The organism is Roseateles amylovorans, assembly GCF_025398155.2.
In the GTDB taxonomy this organism is placed as follows: domain Bacteria; phylum Pseudomonadota; class Gammaproteobacteria; order Burkholderiales; family Burkholderiaceae_C; genus Roseateles; species Roseateles amylovorans.
In genome coordinates, this window is sequence record NZ_CP104562.2 from 374,082 (window position 1) to 389,632 (window position 15,551).

At 67.7% G+C, this 15,551-nt stretch carries 14 protein-coding genes; 4 read left to right on the forward strand and 10 right to left on the reverse strand.

Annotated elements, in window-relative coordinates:
- Positions 1–124 precede the first annotated feature (124 nt).
- Positions 125–1,039: a S66 peptidase family protein gene (locus N4261_RS01645; RefSeq protein WP_261758500.1), complete on the forward strand. Its 915-nt coding sequence runs from the start codon at positions 125–127 to the stop codon at positions 1,037–1,039.
- 136 nt (positions 1,040–1,175) lie between these two features.
- On the opposite strand, the gene N4261_RS01650 is transcribed toward N4261_RS01645, so the two are convergent.
- A complete protein-coding gene (locus tag N4261_RS01650; RefSeq protein WP_261758501.1) occupies positions 1,176–3,989 on the reverse strand; it encodes a TonB-dependent receptor in 2,814 nt (937 codons plus the stop codon).
- Between the two features lie 282 nt (positions 3,990–4,271).
- Between N4261_RS01650 and dacB the strand changes: the two genes are divergently transcribed.
- Positions 4,272–5,738 carry a D-alanyl-D-alanine carboxypeptidase/D-alanyl-D-alanine endopeptidase gene (gene dacB / locus N4261_RS01655; RefSeq protein WP_261758502.1) on the forward strand — a complete coding sequence of 489 codons (1,467 nt, stop codon included), beginning with the start codon at positions 4,272–4,274 and terminating at the stop codon, positions 5,736–5,738.
- A 115-nt stretch (positions 5,739–5,853) separates the two neighbouring features.
- Here the strand turns inward: dacB and N4261_RS01660 are convergent, their stop codons facing one another.
- The 6 genes from N4261_RS01660 to N4261_RS01685 all read right to left on the reverse strand — a co-directional run bounded on the left by N4261_RS01660 (position 5,854) and on the right by N4261_RS01685 (position 11,727).
- Positions 5,854–6,543 carry a hypothetical protein gene (locus tag N4261_RS01660; protein WP_261758503.1) on the reverse strand — a complete coding sequence of 230 codons (690 nt, stop codon included), beginning with the start codon at positions 6,541–6,543 and terminating at the stop codon, positions 5,854–5,856.
- 133 nt (positions 6,544–6,676) lie between these two features.
- Positions 6,677–7,270, reverse strand: a complete 594-nt coding sequence (locus N4261_RS01665; RefSeq protein WP_261758504.1) for a hypothetical protein — start codon at positions 7,268–7,270, stop codon at positions 6,677–6,679.
- 109 nt (positions 7,271–7,379) lie between these two features.
- Complete coding sequence (locus N4261_RS01670) at positions 7,380–8,453, reverse strand: S66 peptidase family protein (protein WP_261758505.1); 1,074 nt, start codon at positions 8,451–8,453, stop codon at positions 7,380–7,382.
- Between the two features lie 22 nt (positions 8,454–8,475).
- Positions 8,476–9,096: a M15 family metallopeptidase gene (locus N4261_RS01675; protein ID WP_261758506.1), complete on the reverse strand. Its 621-nt coding sequence runs from the start codon at positions 9,094–9,096 to the stop codon at positions 8,476–8,478.
- Positions 9,097–9,223: 127 nt separating this feature from the next.
- The gene (locus N4261_RS01680) at positions 9,224–10,123 is read right to left on the reverse strand and encodes a LysR family transcriptional regulator (RefSeq protein ID WP_261758507.1); all 900 of its coding nucleotides are present in this window, start codon (positions 10,121–10,123) and stop codon (positions 9,224–9,226) included.
- Between the two features lie 2 nt (positions 10,124–10,125).
- Positions 10,126–11,727 carry an ABC transporter substrate-binding protein gene (locus tag N4261_RS01685; RefSeq protein ID WP_261758508.1) on the reverse strand — a complete coding sequence of 534 codons (1,602 nt, stop codon included), beginning with the start codon at positions 11,725–11,727 and terminating at the stop codon, positions 10,126–10,128.
- Positions 11,728–12,106: 379 nt separating this feature from the next.
- On the opposite strand from N4261_RS01685, the gene N4261_RS01690 reads away from it, so the two are divergent.
- Together N4261_RS01690 and N4261_RS01695 are read left to right on the forward strand one after the other, a co-directional pair.
- On the forward strand, positions 12,107–12,391 hold the full coding sequence (locus tag N4261_RS01690; RefSeq protein ID WP_261758509.1) for a type II toxin-antitoxin system RelB/DinJ family antitoxin: 285 nt from the start codon (positions 12,107–12,109) through the stop codon (positions 12,389–12,391).
- Positions 12,351–12,674 (forward strand): type II toxin-antitoxin system YafQ family toxin, encoded by a 324-nt coding sequence (locus tag N4261_RS01695; RefSeq protein WP_261758510.1) that lies wholly within the window; start codon positions 12,351–12,353, stop codon positions 12,672–12,674. The genes N4261_RS01690 and N4261_RS01695 overlap by 41 nt, the downstream gene beginning before the upstream one ends.
- 11 nt (positions 12,675–12,685) lie before the next feature.
- Here the strand turns inward: N4261_RS01695 and N4261_RS01700 are convergent, their stop codons facing one another.
- Genes N4261_RS01700 through N4261_RS01710 form a run of 3 tightly spaced genes read right to left on the reverse strand, consistent with a single transcriptional unit; the run spans position 12,686 to position 15,548 of the window.
- Positions 12,686–13,666, reverse strand: a complete 981-nt coding sequence (locus N4261_RS01700) for a dipeptide ABC transporter ATP-binding protein (protein WP_261758511.1) — start codon at positions 13,664–13,666, stop codon at positions 12,686–12,688.
- Positions 13,663–14,607 (reverse strand): ABC transporter ATP-binding protein, encoded by a 945-nt coding sequence (locus N4261_RS01705; protein WP_261758512.1) that lies wholly within the window; start codon positions 14,605–14,607, stop codon positions 13,663–13,665. The genes N4261_RS01700 and N4261_RS01705 overlap by 4 nt, the downstream gene beginning before the upstream one ends.
- A complete protein-coding gene (locus N4261_RS01710) occupies positions 14,607–15,548 on the reverse strand; it encodes an ABC transporter permease (protein ID WP_261758513.1) in 942 nt (313 codons plus the stop codon). The genes N4261_RS01705 and N4261_RS01710 overlap by 1 nt, the downstream gene beginning before the upstream one ends.
- Positions 15,549–15,551: the final 3 nt, after the last annotated feature.

Consider the following 15,551-nt stretch of genomic DNA (forward strand, 5'->3'; position numbering starts at 1 on the left):
CACATGCGTCGGATGAGGCCAAAGGATCTGGTGTGCCCGCCGACGCCGACCCACGGTGCGCCGCATGCCCTCGTCGATTCCGCACGCTGCCGATCCCCACCCATCGCCTACCGACGTCCGCCCCATGACCGACGCTCCCTTTCTGATGCCGCCGTTGCCCGCCGATGCCTGCCTGGGGGTGATCGCGCCTGCGGGCCCGCCGCGTGACGGCACCTTGGCGCAGGTGGTCCCGATGATGGCGCGTCTGGGTTTCCGGACCCGGCTCTACCCGAGCTGCGACGGGCCGACCGCACTCGGCCATCTGGCTGCGGACGACGACCAGCGTCTGGCCGATCTGCAGGCGGCCTTTGCGGATCCCTCGATCGATGCCGTCATCGCCCTGCGGGGCGGGTATGGCTGCATGCGTCTGCTGGATCGTGTGGACCCGACGTTGTGGCGCGAAGCCATCAAGCCGCTGATCGGCTATAGCGATCTCACCGCGCTTCACCTCCTGCGCGATGCCTGCGGACGACCCGGCTGGCATGCGCCGATGCCGGCCTCCGATTGGCACCGGGGCGACGCGGGCTGGTCGGATGCGATGGCCCTGGCGCAGCGGCTGCGCGCCGGGCTGCGCATCGGCGACGCGCTCGGGCCGTCCTTGCCGGCGCATGCGCTGAACCGCGGCGTGGCCCCGGTGGAGGCGCGCCTGACCGGTGGCAACCTGGCGGTGCTGGTGGCCTTGATGGGGACGCCGTTCATGCCGGACCTCCGGGGCACCGTGCTCTTCCTCGAGGACGTCGCCGAGGATCCCTACCGGATCGATCGCCTGCTGTGCCAGCTTCGCCTGGGGGGACATCTCAACGGGCTGGCCGGCGTGCTGCTGGGCAGTTTCAGCGAGGCGGATTCGCCCGATGAGGTGCTGGCCGATTACCTGGGGGCTTTGGGTGTGCCGGTGCTGGCCGGCTGGCCCAGCGGACACGCCACGCCGAACCTGCCGCTGCCGCTGGGCATTCGGGTGCGGCTGGATCCGGTGGCGCGCTGCGTGACCGCCGTAGGCTGAGCGCGCCACGGTGCGGCGGCCTTGCCGCACGCCGATCGCCGCAAAGAACAACGCCCGTCGGAATTCCCGACGGGCGTCTGGCCGCTCCACCCGACTGGGTGAGCCATCGTGGCGGCCCACCCGGTGGCGACCGGACTTACTTGAACTCGTACCTCACCGAGACCGCCAGCGTGCGGCCGAACGGGTCGGCCACACGCGGATCCCAGCCGGCGCCGGCCACGTCGTCCACATCATGGTGGGTGAAGGACGGATCGCGGTCGAACAGGTTGCGGATCCCGACGGTGACGGTGGTGTTCTTGAAGCCGATGTAGCTGCCGAACAGGTCAAAGGTGGTGTAGCTGGCCACCTTGGTGTTGGCGGTGGCCGGCAGCACGCCCTTGGCGCTCATGTCCTGGTCGTCATAACCCGCCTTGTAGATGGTGCTGAAGGTGGCGCTCCAGTTGTCCCGCGACCAGGTCAGGTCGGCATTGAACTTGTCGCGCAGGTACAGGGTGCGGGTGTTGAACTTGCCGACCTGGTCCACCTGCCGCTGGCCATAGAAGGTGCGCTCCTTGGCATTGAGCATGTGGGTGCCGTTGATCGTCGCCAGCCAGGTGCCGGTGCTGTGCTTGAACTGGTAGCTGGCGCCCCAGTCGATGCCGCTGGTGCTGCTGTCGGCGGCATTGATCCAGCCGGCTTGCACCAGCGTGGCATTGCCGTTGGCGTCGCGCACGATGCGGTCGGAGAACAGCGCGTAGTTGTTGAGCACATCACCGACCGTCAGCTTGCGGATGCGCTGGTCCAGGTCCACGCGCCAGTAGTCGGCATACAGGTTCATGTTGGCGGTGGGCGACACCACCACGCCCAGCGTGCCCTGCTTGGACTTCTCCGGCTTCAGGTTGGGATTGCCGCTGTCGGTGTAGTCCAGGCCGACGATCGAGCATTGGGTGGGATCGGTCGGGCAGCGGATTGGATCGCTCCAGGTGGCGGTGTAATCGCGCGGTGCGGTGTTGGGGCTGAGCTGCTGGAAGCTCGGCGCCTTGAAGCCGGTGTTGTAGGAGCCGCGGAACAGCACCATCTGCGCCGGTTGCCAGCGGAAGCCGATCTTCGGATTGGTGGTGCCGCCGATCTTGCTGTACTGGTCATGGCGCACCGCCAGCTGCAGGTCGAAGCCCTGGAACACCGGCACCGCCAGCTCGCCGTAGACCGCGCCGATGTTGCGCGATTCCTTCGGCACGGCGGTGTTGCCGGGGCACAGCAGCACGTCGGTGGCGCCGGTGGACAGGCCGGAGACGCAGTTGAAGCCGTCGGCGCTGGGCGCGAATTCATAGGTTTCGCGGCGCACGTCGAAGCCCGCCGCAAACTGCAGGGTGCCGGCCGGCAGCTTGAAGAGGTCGCCGCTGATGGAGCCGTCGAACTGCTGCAGGGTGGTCTCGCCCCCTTGCAGCCGGCCGCGGGCCTTCATGGATTCGATCAGCGCCTGGGCTTCGGGCGTCTGGGTCTGGCCGGGCGGCACCCAGGGGTTGATCAGGCCCTTGCTCAGGGCATCGACCAGCGGCTTGGTGTAGGCATAGCCGTCGATGAGGTTGGAGTAGCCCTTGGCTCCGGCGATCGAGGCGCCCAGCTTGTAGCTGTAGGCCCCGATGTCACCTTCCAGCCCGACCAGCAGGCGGGAGTTTTCGTCGACGTTCTCGATCACCCGGTTGCCGAAATCCTGCATGCGCCAGCGGTAGGCGATCGGCTTGGTCGGATCGAAATCGGTGACCCCGAAGTTCTTCAGGTTGAGGTAGTACGGACCGCTGACCGGATAGAGCGTGCCGGAGGCGGCGGTGGTGCTGAACTGACCGGGCGTCAGCTCGGATTTGACGCGGTTGCGGGAGGCAGTGAGTTCGACAAAAGCCTCGTTCTGCGCATTGATGCGGAAGGTGCCCCGGGTGACCAGGTTCTCGGCCTTCTTCGGCGCGGCGAGCATGAACTGGCTGCCGTAGTCGGTATTGCACAGGTAGCGACCGCTGGCGTTGTTGGCGGCCTTGGTGGCGGCCGACGCGTTGGCCGGGGTCCACAGGCCGGGCTGGAATTGCACGCCGTAGGGCGCCGCATCGCAGGCGCCCTGCAGGCTCAGCAGGTTGATGCGGGTGTACTTCACCGCATCGCCGCTGCCGGCGACGGCCGAGCCCGCGCCCAGCGCGGTGCCGGTACCGGAGATGATGTTGGCGAACGGGCTGCTCGACGAGTTCGGCGACAGGCCCCGGGCCGGCTGGAAGCCCTTGGCCCAGTCGCGGTCGCTGCCGCGCAGGATGTCGTTGTCGGTCAGGCTCAGGCTGACCATCATGTTGTAGCCGTCGCGGTCCAGGGAGCCCCATCCGCCGGTGATCGAGGCCTTGCGCTGGGTGCCGCCGCCGGATTCGAACGGCGTCGAATAGTCCATGCTCAGCGCGGCGCCCTGGTAGTCCTTCTTCAGAATGAAGTTGATGACGCCGCCGATCGCATCGGTGCCGTAGATGGCCGAGGCGCCATCCTTGAGGATTTCCACCCGCTGGATGGCCGCCATCGGGATGCTGTTGAGGTCGACGGCGCCGCCGCTCATGCCGGAGGTCGACACCCGTCGACCGTTGAGCAGCACCAGGGTGCTGCCCGGGCCCAGGCCGCGCAGGTTGGCATTGGCGGTGCCGCCGGTCAGGCGGTCGGTGTCGGCACCGAAAACGTTGTTGTTGGAGATGGCGTTGTCCGCTCCGGTGCCATTGATGCCCAGCTGGCGCAGCATCTGTTCCGCGCTGGTGATGCCCTTGCGGCTGAGTTCGCTGGCGGTGATGACCTGCACCGGCAAGGCGCCTTCATCCTTCAGGCGTTTGATGCTGGAGCCGGTGATCTCCACCCGCTCCATCTTCTGGACTTCTTCCTGTGCCCAGACCGCGGCATGCGCGCCCAGGCCGACGACGACCAGACTGCGGGCGAGTTGATTGAGTTTCACGACCTTCTCCTTTAGAACAGACCGGCGCCCTGGACGCGCCGCCAACGACGGGATGGAGCGGCCCGACGTGGCCACCCTGATGCAAGCGGGGTTCATGATCAAGCACGGGGCGACCGAGTTGTCATAGGACCGTCACGAGTTTGTTGCGCCGGTCCCGATGAATGCTTGTCGCCTGCGTATAACCGGACGGAATGTGAAGGCGCCTGGCCGATACAGTCGCCGGTTATGCGACCGCTCCTGCCGACCCTTCCGTCCCTTCGCCACAGGGCCTGGACCCCACCGATGACCCAGTGGATCGATCGGCTGAGCGCGAGGGTGGGGATGCTGGCGGCGGCGGTCCTGTTGAGCGGCTGCGCCACGCTGCGCTCGGACCTGCCTGCGCCGGTGGAGGAGGCCCTGCGCACTGCCGGTGTGTCGACCCGCGCCCTGGCGGCTGTGGCCTTTCCGATCGACGCCCCGCAGCGCGGTCTGCGCGTGAACCCGGACCAGTCGATGCAGCCGGCGTCGACGATGAAGCTGGTCACCGCCGTGGTGGCCTTGGATCGGCTCGGTCCGAACAGCCGGGGCAAGACCGAGCTGCTGGTGGATGCGGTGCCGGACGGCGGCCTCGGCGTGGTCGACGGTCGGCTGACCGGCCCGCTCTATCTCAAGGGCGGCGCCGATCTGGACCTGGACTGGTCCGAGCTGGGGCTGATGCTGCGCGAGCTCCGGGAGCGCCACGGCCTTCGGGAACTGAACGGCGGCATCGTGGTCGACCGTTCCCTGTTCCAGCCCGCCCGGCCCGACCTGGGGGTGGCGCCGTTCGACGAGCAGCCCGAGTTTCCCTACAACGTGATTCCGGATGCGCTGAATCTCAACGGCAGTCTGCTGGATCTGGACTTGTGGTCGGACGATCGGTCGGTGCAGGTTCGTCCGTTCCCCGGCTTTGGCGAGGTGGACATCGACACCCGCGAACTGCGCCTGAACGACGCGGCCTGCCGGGATTGGGAGCGCGACTGGCTCACGCCGCGGCAGACGCCCCGCCCGGACGGCGGCACCCGCGTGGTGCTGCAGGGCGCGTTTCCGAAGGGCTGCCAGGTGCGGCAGTCGCTCAATCTGATGGACCGGCAAGGGTTGACGGCCCAGGCGCTGCGGCAACTGTGGGGGTCGCTGGGAGGGACCGTGTCCGGCGAGATCCGGGAGGGGCTGACGCCGGTGTCGGCGCAACCGGTCGTGCGGCACCAGGATCGACCGCTGGCCGAGGCGCTGCGCCAGGTGCTGAAGCGGTCGGACAACCCGTCCGCGCGGCTGATTTTCAACCGGCTGGGCGCTGCGGTCGCAGGGGCGGGTGAGTCGACGCGCGCGGCGGCCGAGCGTCAGATGCGCGACTGGTTCGCGGCGCAGGGGCTGTCCAGCGAGGGACTGGTGCTGGAGAACGGCTCCGGCCTGTCGCGCATCGAGCGGATGACCGCCGCCCAGATGGCCGGCCTGTTGCTGGCCTCGCAGCGCGGTGCGCACGGCCCGGAGCTGCTGTCGACCTTGCCGGTGGCCGGTGTCGATGGCACCTTGTCCCGACGCTTGAAGGGCACACCGGCAGAGGGCCGCGCGCGAATGAAAACCGGCACCCTGCGCAATGTGGTGGCTCTGGCGGGCTATGTGCCGGACGCCTCCGGGCGGCTGTGGGTGGTCGTGGCCATGATCAACGACGATCAGGCAGCCCGTGCCCGTCCGGCGATCGATGCGCTGGTGGCCTGGGTGGCGGGGCAGTGAGGCGCTGACACGGCGGCGGCCGGGCGAGCAAGGTACCTCGCGGCGTGCATGGTCTGCGAGACGCGACCGGTGCGACGCCCGGAACCGATGCCGCGACACGCCGTGCATGCCTGGCTCATTCCAGCTGGATCGAGTGCAAGGTCGCCAGCAAGTCTGCCAGCAGCGCATCGCCAGCGGCGGCTCTCGCGGCGGCTGCCTCTTTGATGCCGCGGGCGCATGCTTCATGAAGGCCGTGGCCCGCATTCCGACTCAAGGTCTGCAACTGGTCGAGCAGTTGGTAGCCCCTGTCGATGTCGGTGCAGGTTTCCAGCATCAGCCGCAGGGAGCGAAAGTAACTCCAGAACGGCTGGTGGTAAACGCACTCATGGCGCTGTTGATCCTCTTGGTCGAAGAAGGCATTTCGAGCGCTCAGAAACTTCCCCGCCTTTTCAGGATTGACATGGCCCTGCGACAGGATCTGCCGGTTCCCTTCGCGGAGCAGCTCCAGACGTGAAACGAACAATTCCGGTCGCGTGGCGAGACCGTCCTGCGTGCGGCGTTCCATGAGCGTGGTCGCTTGAATCAATCGCGAATACCAGGCGACGAGGGCTGATGCGAAGTCCTTGCCGTGCGTCCTCGTGAACACCGATCGCGCCAGGTTGGCGTCATGGGTCCATGTGCGGACGAACTCGGAGATCCGATGCTTGGCCTCGTCCACCGACATCTGGTTGGCTTTGGGTGAGGCCCCATGGGCTGGGGGCAGGTCCTCCGGCTGGTCGCAGCTGGACAGCCGGCGGGACATCGTCAGGGCATCGGTGAAAAACATGGCAGGGCACAAGATACGCAGAGCCTGATCTGTGGCTCATGCGGTTCGAAACGTCCGACAACCGACTGCACTGCCCGACAGGCCCCTTGGTGCAGGCGGCGGATCGCCTGGTCCCAGTGCGGCGACGCGGTGCTCAGAACCGCCGATGAGAGGCATGAGAGGCGCCGGCCGGGGCGGCATTGCGGCCCAGGGACTCCAGTTCGCCGATCAGCTGCAATCCCCGGCGGCTGTCCTGGCACTGGTCCACCTGTTCCAGCAGCGCGTTGAAACGGGGGGCGAATGGCTGGATGCCGATCGCGTCATAAGCGCCGCGGTCATAGCGCTCGTAGAAAGCATTCCTTTGCGCTAGGAACTGCGTGGCCGGCGCAATGTGACCATACCCTTGTTGAATGATGGCCTCGTTGGCGGATTTGATCCGGCCCATGCTTTCGAGCTCGGCCTCCAGTGGGGAGAGGGCGCCGTGGAAGGCCTCTTGGGCAAGCATCTCGGCGCGCTGATGCAGTCGCTCGTACCAACGCTCCAGCGCGACGGAGAACGCCGGACTGTGGGTTTGTGGGAAGACGGTTGCTGCGACGGCCTTGCCGCTGCTCCAGACCTGTTGCCAACCTACGGCGCGCTGTTGCGCATCGACCCGCTGATTGCCGGTGAGTGGGATCCGGGGCAGGGTGGAGTCGGCAGGCACCGTCTCAGGTGGAAGGTGGGGACGGAGAGGCAGGCGAGTCAGCATGGAATATCCTTGACGTGAACAGAGCCTGCTGTGTGAGCCATGTCGCCCAGCTCATTCGACAACCTGACACGCGCGAAGCGGCTCTGCCCAGCCCCCGCTGGGGCGAGGGTCAGGTCACTGCGGCGCTCAGAAGTCGCACCGTCCCCGCTAAGGCGTCCATCTCCGCCGGCTGACCAACCGGCACGGTGAACTTGCGCCGGATGTGGCCGATCAAAGCGCCGCGGTAGACCGGCACGTTGAGCGGCAGGAAGTAGTCGTCGAAGACTTCATCCAGGGTCAGCGTGCCGAAGTGGCCGTCCCCCGGCCCGCAGTTGGTGAACTTGCCCAGCACCACGCCGGCCAGCCGGTCCAGCGCACCGGACAGGCGCAGCGTCGACAGCATGCGGTCGACCCGGTAGATGTATTCGTTGACCTCTTCCAGGAACAGGATCGCGCCCTGGCAGTCCGGGAAGTACGGTGTGCCCGCCAGCGAGCTCAGCACCGCCAGGTTGCCGCCCACCAGCGGACCGCGGGCAACACCGGCGCGCAGCGTGCTGATGCGGTCCTGCGTCGGCACGATGTTGCCGCTGCGCTCCTGCGGATTGCTCAGCAGGTCCGGTTCGGCGTCCATCACCACCGCCTTGAAGTGCTGCACCGAGAACTCGTTCCATTCCGAGCCCGCCACCGGGCAGTGGAAGGTGATCAGCCCGGTCTGCCGGTGGATGGCGTTCACCAGGCTGGTCAGGTCGGAGAACCCGCCGAAGAACTTGGGCTTGCGTCGGATCAGCGCGTAGTTGAGCTTGTCGACGATGCGGTTGCAGCCCGAACCGCCGGCCAGGGCGAGGATGCCGGCGACCTCGTCGTCGGCGAAGGCGTCGTTGATGTCGGCCGCACGCTGCGCATCGGTGCCTCCGAACTGGCCATAGCGCCCTCGCACATGCGCGCCCAGCTTGACCTTGAAGCCGAGCGCCTGAACGGCGTCGACGGCGATGTCCAGCGGCTCGCGCTCATAGGTGGCGTTGGCCGGGCTGACCAGGGCCAGGGTGTCGCCGGGGCGGAGTCGCCGGGCGCGCAGCAGGTCGGTGCCGCCCGCCGCGGGGCTGGCGGCCGGCCGTTCGGGCGCGGCCGCTTGGGCGGGCCAGGCCAGTGCGGCGCCGGCGGTCAGCGCGCCGGCACCCAGGATCTGACGGCGGGTTGCGGTCATGGCATCTCCTGCTCAAAAGGATTCAGAGCACCAGCGGCAGGGTGCGTCGCACCTGCTCGCGATCGCCGAAGTCGAAATGCCACCACTCGGTGCTGATGGTCTGGAAGCCGGCATGGCGCATCGCGGCGCGCAGCCAGCCCCGGTGCTGGAGCTGCGACGCGGTGAGGCCGCCCTGGGCGAGCTGCTCGGCTTCGAACTCGGGATGGGAGGCGGGAGTCATCTCGTCGAACGCGGTGCCCATGTCCAGTTCGCGGCCGTGCGCATCGAGCAGCGTGACATCGACCGCCATGCCGAAGGAATGGATGGAGCGCCGCGCCGGATGAGCGAGGTACTTCGTCAGTGGCGTGCCTTCGAGTTCCGCCCACAGCGCTTCCTGCACCCGTTGCGGTCGCAGCGCATCGAGCACCACCAGGGTCAGGTCCGGCTGGTGTCGCGACAGCCAGCCGGCGGCCTCCACCAGTGCGGCGGCCGCTTCCTGGCGCAGGTAGGCGCAGTCCAGCCCGCCATAGACATTGCGGCCGACGAAGTTGTCCGGCGTGGCATAGCGCAGATCGATCGCGATGCCGGGCAGGGTGAGCAGCGCGCGGAACTCCGGATGCGCGGCGATCTCTTCGCAGGGGATGGCGGGCTCGGGTCGGCTCATGGCGGGGCGGGCATCCTGGAGAAGGGGGTGTACGGGCGTGGCGTGGGGCTCGGGCTGGGCGTGCTGCTTGATGCGTCGTGCGTGGTGCATCGTGCGTGGTGTGAGCGCCGATCGGGTGCTCCGTGCCTCAGCCCAGGCTGTCGAGGTTGCTGCGGGCAGCGTCGCGCAGGTAGGTGACGAGGCGGCGGGCGGCCTGCGCCAGCGGCGCACTGGCGGAGGTGAGCAGGTAGAGCTGGACGCTCATCGCCGGTTGCAACGGGCGCACCCGCACCCGCGCCCGGTCGGCCGAGGCCGCGGTGAACGGATCCACCACCGTCATGCCGACGCCGGCCTCCACCAGCGCCCGGGCGAGCTGGTAGGTCTGCACGGTGATGCGGCTGTCGAGATGGCGGCCCTGGGCTTCGCCGGCGTTGTGCAGCATCTGGCCCAGCGGGTCGTCCTCGACCATCGCGATCAGCTCGGATTCGATCTCTTCCAGCGGCAACGGACCCTGGCCCTGGGCCTCCGGGCTGTGCAGCGGGCACAGGGCCATCATCGTGCCGGCGGCCAACACCTCGGTCTTGATGCCGGGATGACGCGGGTCATGCAGGCTCAGCGCCAGGTCGGCCTCGCCCAGCAGCAGCGCCGAGACGATCTCGCGGGTGTGATGGGTGCTGAGCTGGATGCGGCTGCGCGGGAAGGCCTGGGTCCAGTGGGTCATCGCCGCCGGGATGACCGATGCGCCGAGCGTGGGCGTGGCCATCAGGCGCAGCAGCTCGGATTCCCCGGTGCGCAGGTTGGCGGCCAGCCGCCGGATTGAGACCAGGTCCCGGTTGAGCTTGTCGATCTCCACGAACAGCCGCTGGGCCTCGGGCGTCGGGTAGAGCTTGCCTCGCACCCGATCGAACAGCGGCATGCCGAGCTGCAGTTCGCAGTGCTGCAGCACCTTGGTCACCGCCGGCTGGGAGATGTGCAACAGCACAGCAGCGCCGCTGATGGTGCCGGCCTGCATCACGGCGTGGAAGACTTCGATGTGCCGTAGGCGCATGGTCACTCGCGGTAGACGTTCTCAAAGATCACCCCGCCGTTGGGCTGCATCCGGAATCCGCGCAGGTCCCGGCTGGTGGGGATGTAGACCGTCGAGTGTGCCATCGTGATCCAGGGCCGCTCGCGCTTGAAGATCTCCTGGGCCTGCTCATAGAGCGCCTGACGCGCAGCCGGGTCGGGGTTCGCACGGGCGGCGTCGATCAGGCGCTCGAAGTCGCGGTGGCAGAACTTCACGCCGGTGGTGTTGGTCGCGCAGCTGAGGTTGGGGGTGAGGAAATCATCGGCGTCGCCGTTCTCGCCCGACCAGCCGCTCATGTAGACCGAATGCTCACCGGCGTTGGCGCGCTTCAGGTATTCGCCCCATTCGTAGGTGCGGATCTGCGCCCGCACGCCGATGCGGGCCCAGTCCTGCTGGATCAGCTGCGCCATGAGTTGGCCGTTGGGATTGGTGGGCCGGGTGACCGGCAGCGCCCACAGGTCGATGTCCAGCCCGTTGGGGAAGCCCGCCTGCAGCAGCAGGGCCTTGGCGCGGTCGGGGTTGTATTCGTTGCGCAGGTGCCGGTGGTAGCCGGGAATGGCCGGCGGGAAGGGATTGACCGCCTGCATCGCGTCGCCGCGCGGGAACAGGGCGCGGAAGATGGCGTCGCGGTCGATGGCGATGTCCAGCGCTTCGCGCACCAGGCGGTTGTCGGTGGGCGGTTTGCGCAGGTTGAACGAGAGATAGGAGATGTTGAGCGCCTGGATCTTCTCCAGCTTCAGGCGGTCCGGATGGCGGTCCAGGGCGGCGACATCGATGTCTCGCAGCGGGGAGGTGATCTGGCACTCGCCTGCCAGCAGTTTCTGCACCCGCACCGGGGCCTCTCGGCTGATGCTGAAGATCAGCTTGCGGGTGCGCTGGGGGCTGCCCCAGTAATCGGGGTTGGCCTCCATCCGCACCACATCGTCCTTGGCATAGCTGCGAAAGGCGAACGGGCCGGTACCGATCGGCAGCCGGTTGATCTGGCTGGCCTTGCCCTCGCGAAGCAGTTGCGCACCGTATTCGGCCGACTGGATGCCGGCGAAGGCCATCGCAAACCAGCTGACGAAGGTGACATTGGCTTGGTGCAGCGTGAAGCGCACCGTCATGTCGTCGACCTTCTCCATGCGCGCGATCGCCTTGGCCAGGCCGAGGTTCTGCGGATAGATGAAGTTGGCGGGAAAGGCTTTGTTGAAGGGGTGATCGCGATCGAGGAAGCGACCGAAGGTGAACAGCACGTCGTCCGCATTGAAGTGGCGGGTGGGCGTGAACCAGGGGCGGGTGTGGAACTTCACGCCGGGGCGCAGCTCGAAGACGAAGCTGCGGGCGTCCGGGCTGATGGTCCAGCGGGTCGCCAAGCCGGGTTGCAGCGCGGTGCCGCCCCGCTCGAAGCGCACCAGGCCCTGGAACATCTGGTTGTTGACGTTGTTGGTGCTGGCCGAATCCCAGAGCCCCGGATCGAACCCTTCCGGGCTGGCATCGGTGCAATAGATCAACGGTTTCGGCGCAGCCGGGGCGGCGGCCGCAGGCACGCTGGCGCCCGAGGCGACGAGCGCGGCGACCAACAGGGCGATCAGGGGAGGGCGCATCGGAATGGGCAAGGACCGACGCATTGTCGAAACGGGGGCGCGAGGGTCACAACTGAAATGGGCGGTTCAGACCATAACACCGGGTTATGTGGGTGGCGGCGGAGCAGGGAAGACCGTCGGATCGCCCGGTCCGGCCATCGTGTGGTCTTCGCCAAGGGGTCAGTCGTCATTTCTTTGCCGAAGCGGGTGGCTGCCCACCTGCAGCCACAGCACTGCGCTGATTTGGCTTTGGTCAGTTTTCTCCGGTCGAAGTGCACCGGGTTTGCATCGGAGCGCCGAGATGATTCAAGCCTGCTCTTTTTCCGCGCTCATGAAGCCGTATAGTGACGCAGACGACGCTACATTGTCGCTACGCTGACGCGGGAGAAGCCCCATGACTATGACCATCAAGTCCACCGAATTGCGATCTCGTGTCGAACCTGATCTGAAGGAATCCGCCGCAGAGGTGCTGGCCCAGTGTGGCTTGACCTTGAGCGATGCCATCCGTCTCTTCCTGAGGCAGGTGGTGCTGCACAACGGGCTGCCCTTCGAGGTCAAGGTACCGACAGCGGAAACTCGGGCAGCCATGGAAGAGGCCCGTTCGATCACACGAGCGCGATTCGGCTCCGGGCAGGAACTGATCGATGATCTTGAGAAAAACACCCGCTCGAGAAAAGCGCGCTAAGCCACCTCGTGCGTCGGACTACGCCGCCAAATTTCTAAAGGACTGGGAACGCCTGTCGCACTCCGGCCGCTTCGACATGCGCCGGTTGAAAACGGCGATGCTGCTGTTGATTGCCAATGAGGGTTCTCTGCCTGCCGAGTACCGGGATCACGCGCTCCTCGGCGAGATGAAGGATCACCGGGAATGCCACATCGGAGGTGATTTCCTGCTGGTCTACCACCTCAGGGGGGACGCCATCGTCTTCGTGCGCGCCGGCACGCATGCCGACTTGTTTGGCTGTTGAGGCAGCGCCAGTCAGATCACATCACACGCCACCCACCTCCCGGCCACCTCCCTGAGCGCAGGCCGCACCTCGGCACAGCGCGGCACCGCCAGCGGGCAGCGCTGGTGGAAAGCGCAGCCGCTGGGCGGCTTCAGGGGGCTGGGCAGCTCGCCATGAATGCGGATGCGCTCGCGACGATCCGCCGCGCGCAGCGCAGGCGTGGCACTGATCAGCGCCTGGGTGTAGGGATGCAGCGGCTGCGCAAACAGGCGGCGCTTGTCGCCCTGCTCGACCACCCGGCCCAGGTACATCACCATCACCTCGTCGGCCACATGCTCCACCACCGCCAGGTTGTGAGAGATGAACACGTAGCCGGTGCCGAATTCATCCTGCAGGTCCATGAACAGGTTGAGGATCTGCGCCTGGATCGACAGGTCCAGCGCCGAGGTTGGCTCATCGGCGACCACGATGCCCGGCTGCAGCACCATCGCCCGGGCGATCGCAATGCGCTGGCGCTGTCCGCCCGAGAACATGTGCGGGTAACGCGCCAGATGCTCGTGTCGCAGGCCCACCTTCGCGGCCAGGGCTTCGATGCGCTCCTGGCGCTCGGCACGGGTCAGCCGGGTGTTGATGACCAGCGGTTCGGCCAGCGTCGAGGCGATCGTCTTGCGCGGATTGAGCGACGCATACGGGTTCTGGAACACCATCTGCACCTGGCGACGCAAGGCCGGATGGGTCCGCACATCGGCCGCGTCCTGGCCCTGGATCCGCAACTCGCCGGAGGTCGGCGTCTCGATCAAGGTCAGCGCGCGCGCCAAGGTCGATTTGCCGCAGCCGGATTCGCCCACCACCGCCAGCGTGCGGCCGGCCCGCAACTCGAAGCTGACCCCATCCAGCGCGCGGACCGTGGCCGGCGGCGAGAACCAGCCGCGCCGGACGCTGTAGTGCCGCGCCAGCTCACGGGCCTGCAGCAGCGGCACGTCGGGGGACGGCGTCAGCTCGCCGGCGCTCATGCGGGCGTCTCCTCATGCAGCGGATAGAAGCAGCGCACGCCGTGAGCCACCGCGGGTCGCTCGGTGCGGCAGCGCGGCTGTACCCGAGCGCATCGGGGCGCGAAGAGGCAGCCGGCGGGACGGTCCAGCGCCCCCGGCACGATGCCGGGCAGCGCCTGCAGTCGGCGGGCGCCTCGGTTGTGCTCCGGGATCGCGGCCAGCAAGGCGGCGGTGTAGGGATGCTGCGGCGATTCGAAGACGCCCGGCAGCGGGCCGGTCTCGACCACCTGGCCCGCATACATCACCGCCACGCGCTGGGCCATCTCGGACACCACCGCCAGGTCGTGGGTGATCATCACCAGCGCCATGCCGCGCTCCCGTTGCAGCCGCAGCAGCAGGTCCATGATCTGGGCCTGGATGGTCACATCCAATGCCGTGGTGGGTTCGTCGGCGATCAGCAGCTTGGGCGAACAGGCGATGGCCAGCGCAATCATCACCCGCTGGTTCATGCCGCCGGAGAGCTCATGCGGATAGGCCTTCAACCGGTTCGGCGCGTCCGGGATCTCCACCTGTTCCAGCAGTTCCAGGGCGCGTTGATGGGCGGCATCGCCGCGCAGGCCGAGGTGCGCGCGCAGCACCTCGCCCAGCTGATGGCCGACGGTGTAGCTCGGATTGAGACTGGCCAGCGCATCCTGGAACACCATCGCCACCTCGCGGCCGATCAGCCGCCGACGCTCCCGGGCGGAGACGGTCAGCAGATCGTGGCCGTCGAAGCGCAGGGCCTGGGCGGTGACGCGGCCCGGCGCGTCGATCAGCCCCATCAGCGCCATCATGCTGACCGACTTGCCGGAGCCCGATTCGCCGACGATGCCCAGCACCCCGCCGGGCGCGACCTGCAGGTCCACGCCGTCCACCGCCGCAAAGGTGCCGAAGCGCACCCGCAGATCTTGAATGTCCAGCATCACGACGCTCGCTTCAGACGCGGGTCGAGCGCGTCCCGCAGCCCGTCGCCCACCAGATTGACGCTCAGCACCGACAGCAGGATGGCCAGGCCCGGCAGCGTCACCACCCACGGCGCGCGGACGATGTAGTCCCGCGCCGACGACAGCATCGCGCCCCACTCGGGCGTCGGCGCCTGCACGCCCAGCCCCAGGAAGCCCAGGCCGGCGGCTTCCAGGATGGCGGCCGAGAAGCTCAGCGACGCATTGACGATCAGTGGCGCCATGCAGTTCGGCAGCACGGCCGAGAACATCAGGCGCCAGGTCGACGCCCCCGCCACCCGGCTGGCGGTGACGTAATCCTTGCCCAGTTCCGCCAAGGCGGCGGCACGGGTCAGCCGCACATATTCCGGCAGGCTGCCGATGGCGATCGCCACCACCGTGTTGAGCAGACCCGGCCCCAGCACGGTGATCACGCAGATGGCCAGCAGCAGGCCGGGCAGCGCCAACATCACATCCATCACCCGCATCACCACCGGCGACAGCCAGCGCTGATGGAACGCCGCCAGCAGGCCCAGCAACACGCCCGGGATCAGCGACAGCAGCACCGACGCCAGGCCGATGCCCAGCGACACCCGCGCGCCATGCAGCAGTCGCGACAGCAGGTCTCGGCCCAGCTCGTCGGTGCCGAGCAGGAAGCGCGCCTCGCCGCCGGCCATCCAGATCGGCGGCATCAACATGTTCATCCGGTATTGATGGATCGGGTCATGCGGCGCGATCCAGGGCGCCAGCACGGCGGCCAGCGCCAGCAAGCCGAAGACGCCCAGGGCCACCAACGCCCCGCGGTTGGCGGCATAGGCTTGCCAGAACGCGCGCCAGGGGCCGGCTGCGGGCGGCAGGGCCGGGTGATCGACCGGCGGATGGATGGGATCGGCGGGATCGGTGGGATCGGGCAGCGCGCTCATGGT

What these genes read in the sequence shown, in the direction of transcription:
- N4261_RS01645 (WP_261758500.1), top strand. Translation starts at nt 125, where the DNA reads ATGACCGACGCTCCCTTTCTGATGCCGCCGTTGCCCGCCGATGCCTGC.
- dacB (WP_261758502.1), top strand. Translation starts at nt 4,272, where the DNA reads ATGACCCAGTGGATCGATCGGCTGAGCGCGAGGGTGGGGATGCTGGCG.
- N4261_RS01660 (WP_261758503.1), bottom strand. Translation starts at nt 6,543, where the DNA reads ATGTTTTTCACCGATGCCCTGACGATGTCCCGCCGGCTGTCCAGCTGC.
- N4261_RS01665 (WP_261758504.1), bottom strand. Translation starts at nt 7,270, where the DNA reads ATGCTGACTCGCCTGCCTCTCCGTCCCCACCTTCCACCTGAGACGGTG.
- N4261_RS01670 (WP_261758505.1), bottom strand. Translation starts at nt 8,453, where the DNA reads ATGACCGCAACCCGCCGTCAGATCCTGGGTGCCGGCGCGCTGACCGCC.
- N4261_RS01675 (WP_261758506.1), bottom strand. Translation starts at nt 9,096, where the DNA reads ATGAGCCGACCCGAGCCCGCCATCCCCTGCGAAGAGATCGCCGCGCAT.
- N4261_RS01680 (WP_261758507.1), bottom strand. Translation starts at nt 10,123, where the DNA reads ATGCGCCTACGGCACATCGAAGTCTTCCACGCCGTGATGCAGGCCGGC.
- N4261_RS01685 (WP_261758508.1), bottom strand. Translation starts at nt 11,727, where the DNA reads ATGCGCCCTCCCCTGATCGCCCTGTTGGTCGCCGCGCTCGTCGCCTCG.
- N4261_RS01690 (WP_261758509.1), top strand. Translation starts at nt 12,107, where the DNA reads ATGACCATCAAGTCCACCGAATTGCGATCTCGTGTCGAACCTGATCTG.
- N4261_RS01695 (WP_261758510.1), top strand. Translation starts at nt 12,351, where the DNA reads ATGATCTTGAGAAAAACACCCGCTCGAGAAAAGCGCGCTAAGCCACCT.
- N4261_RS01700 (WP_261758511.1), bottom strand. Translation starts at nt 13,666, where the DNA reads ATGAGCGCCGGCGAGCTGACGCCGTCCCCCGACGTGCCGCTGCTGCAG.
- N4261_RS01705 (WP_261758512.1), bottom strand. Translation starts at nt 14,607, where the DNA reads ATGCTGGACATTCAAGATCTGCGGGTGCGCTTCGGCACCTTTGCGGCG.
- N4261_RS01710 (WP_261758513.1), bottom strand. Translation starts at nt 15,548, where the DNA reads ATGAGCGCGCTGCCCGATCCCACCGATCCCGCCGATCCCATCCATCCG.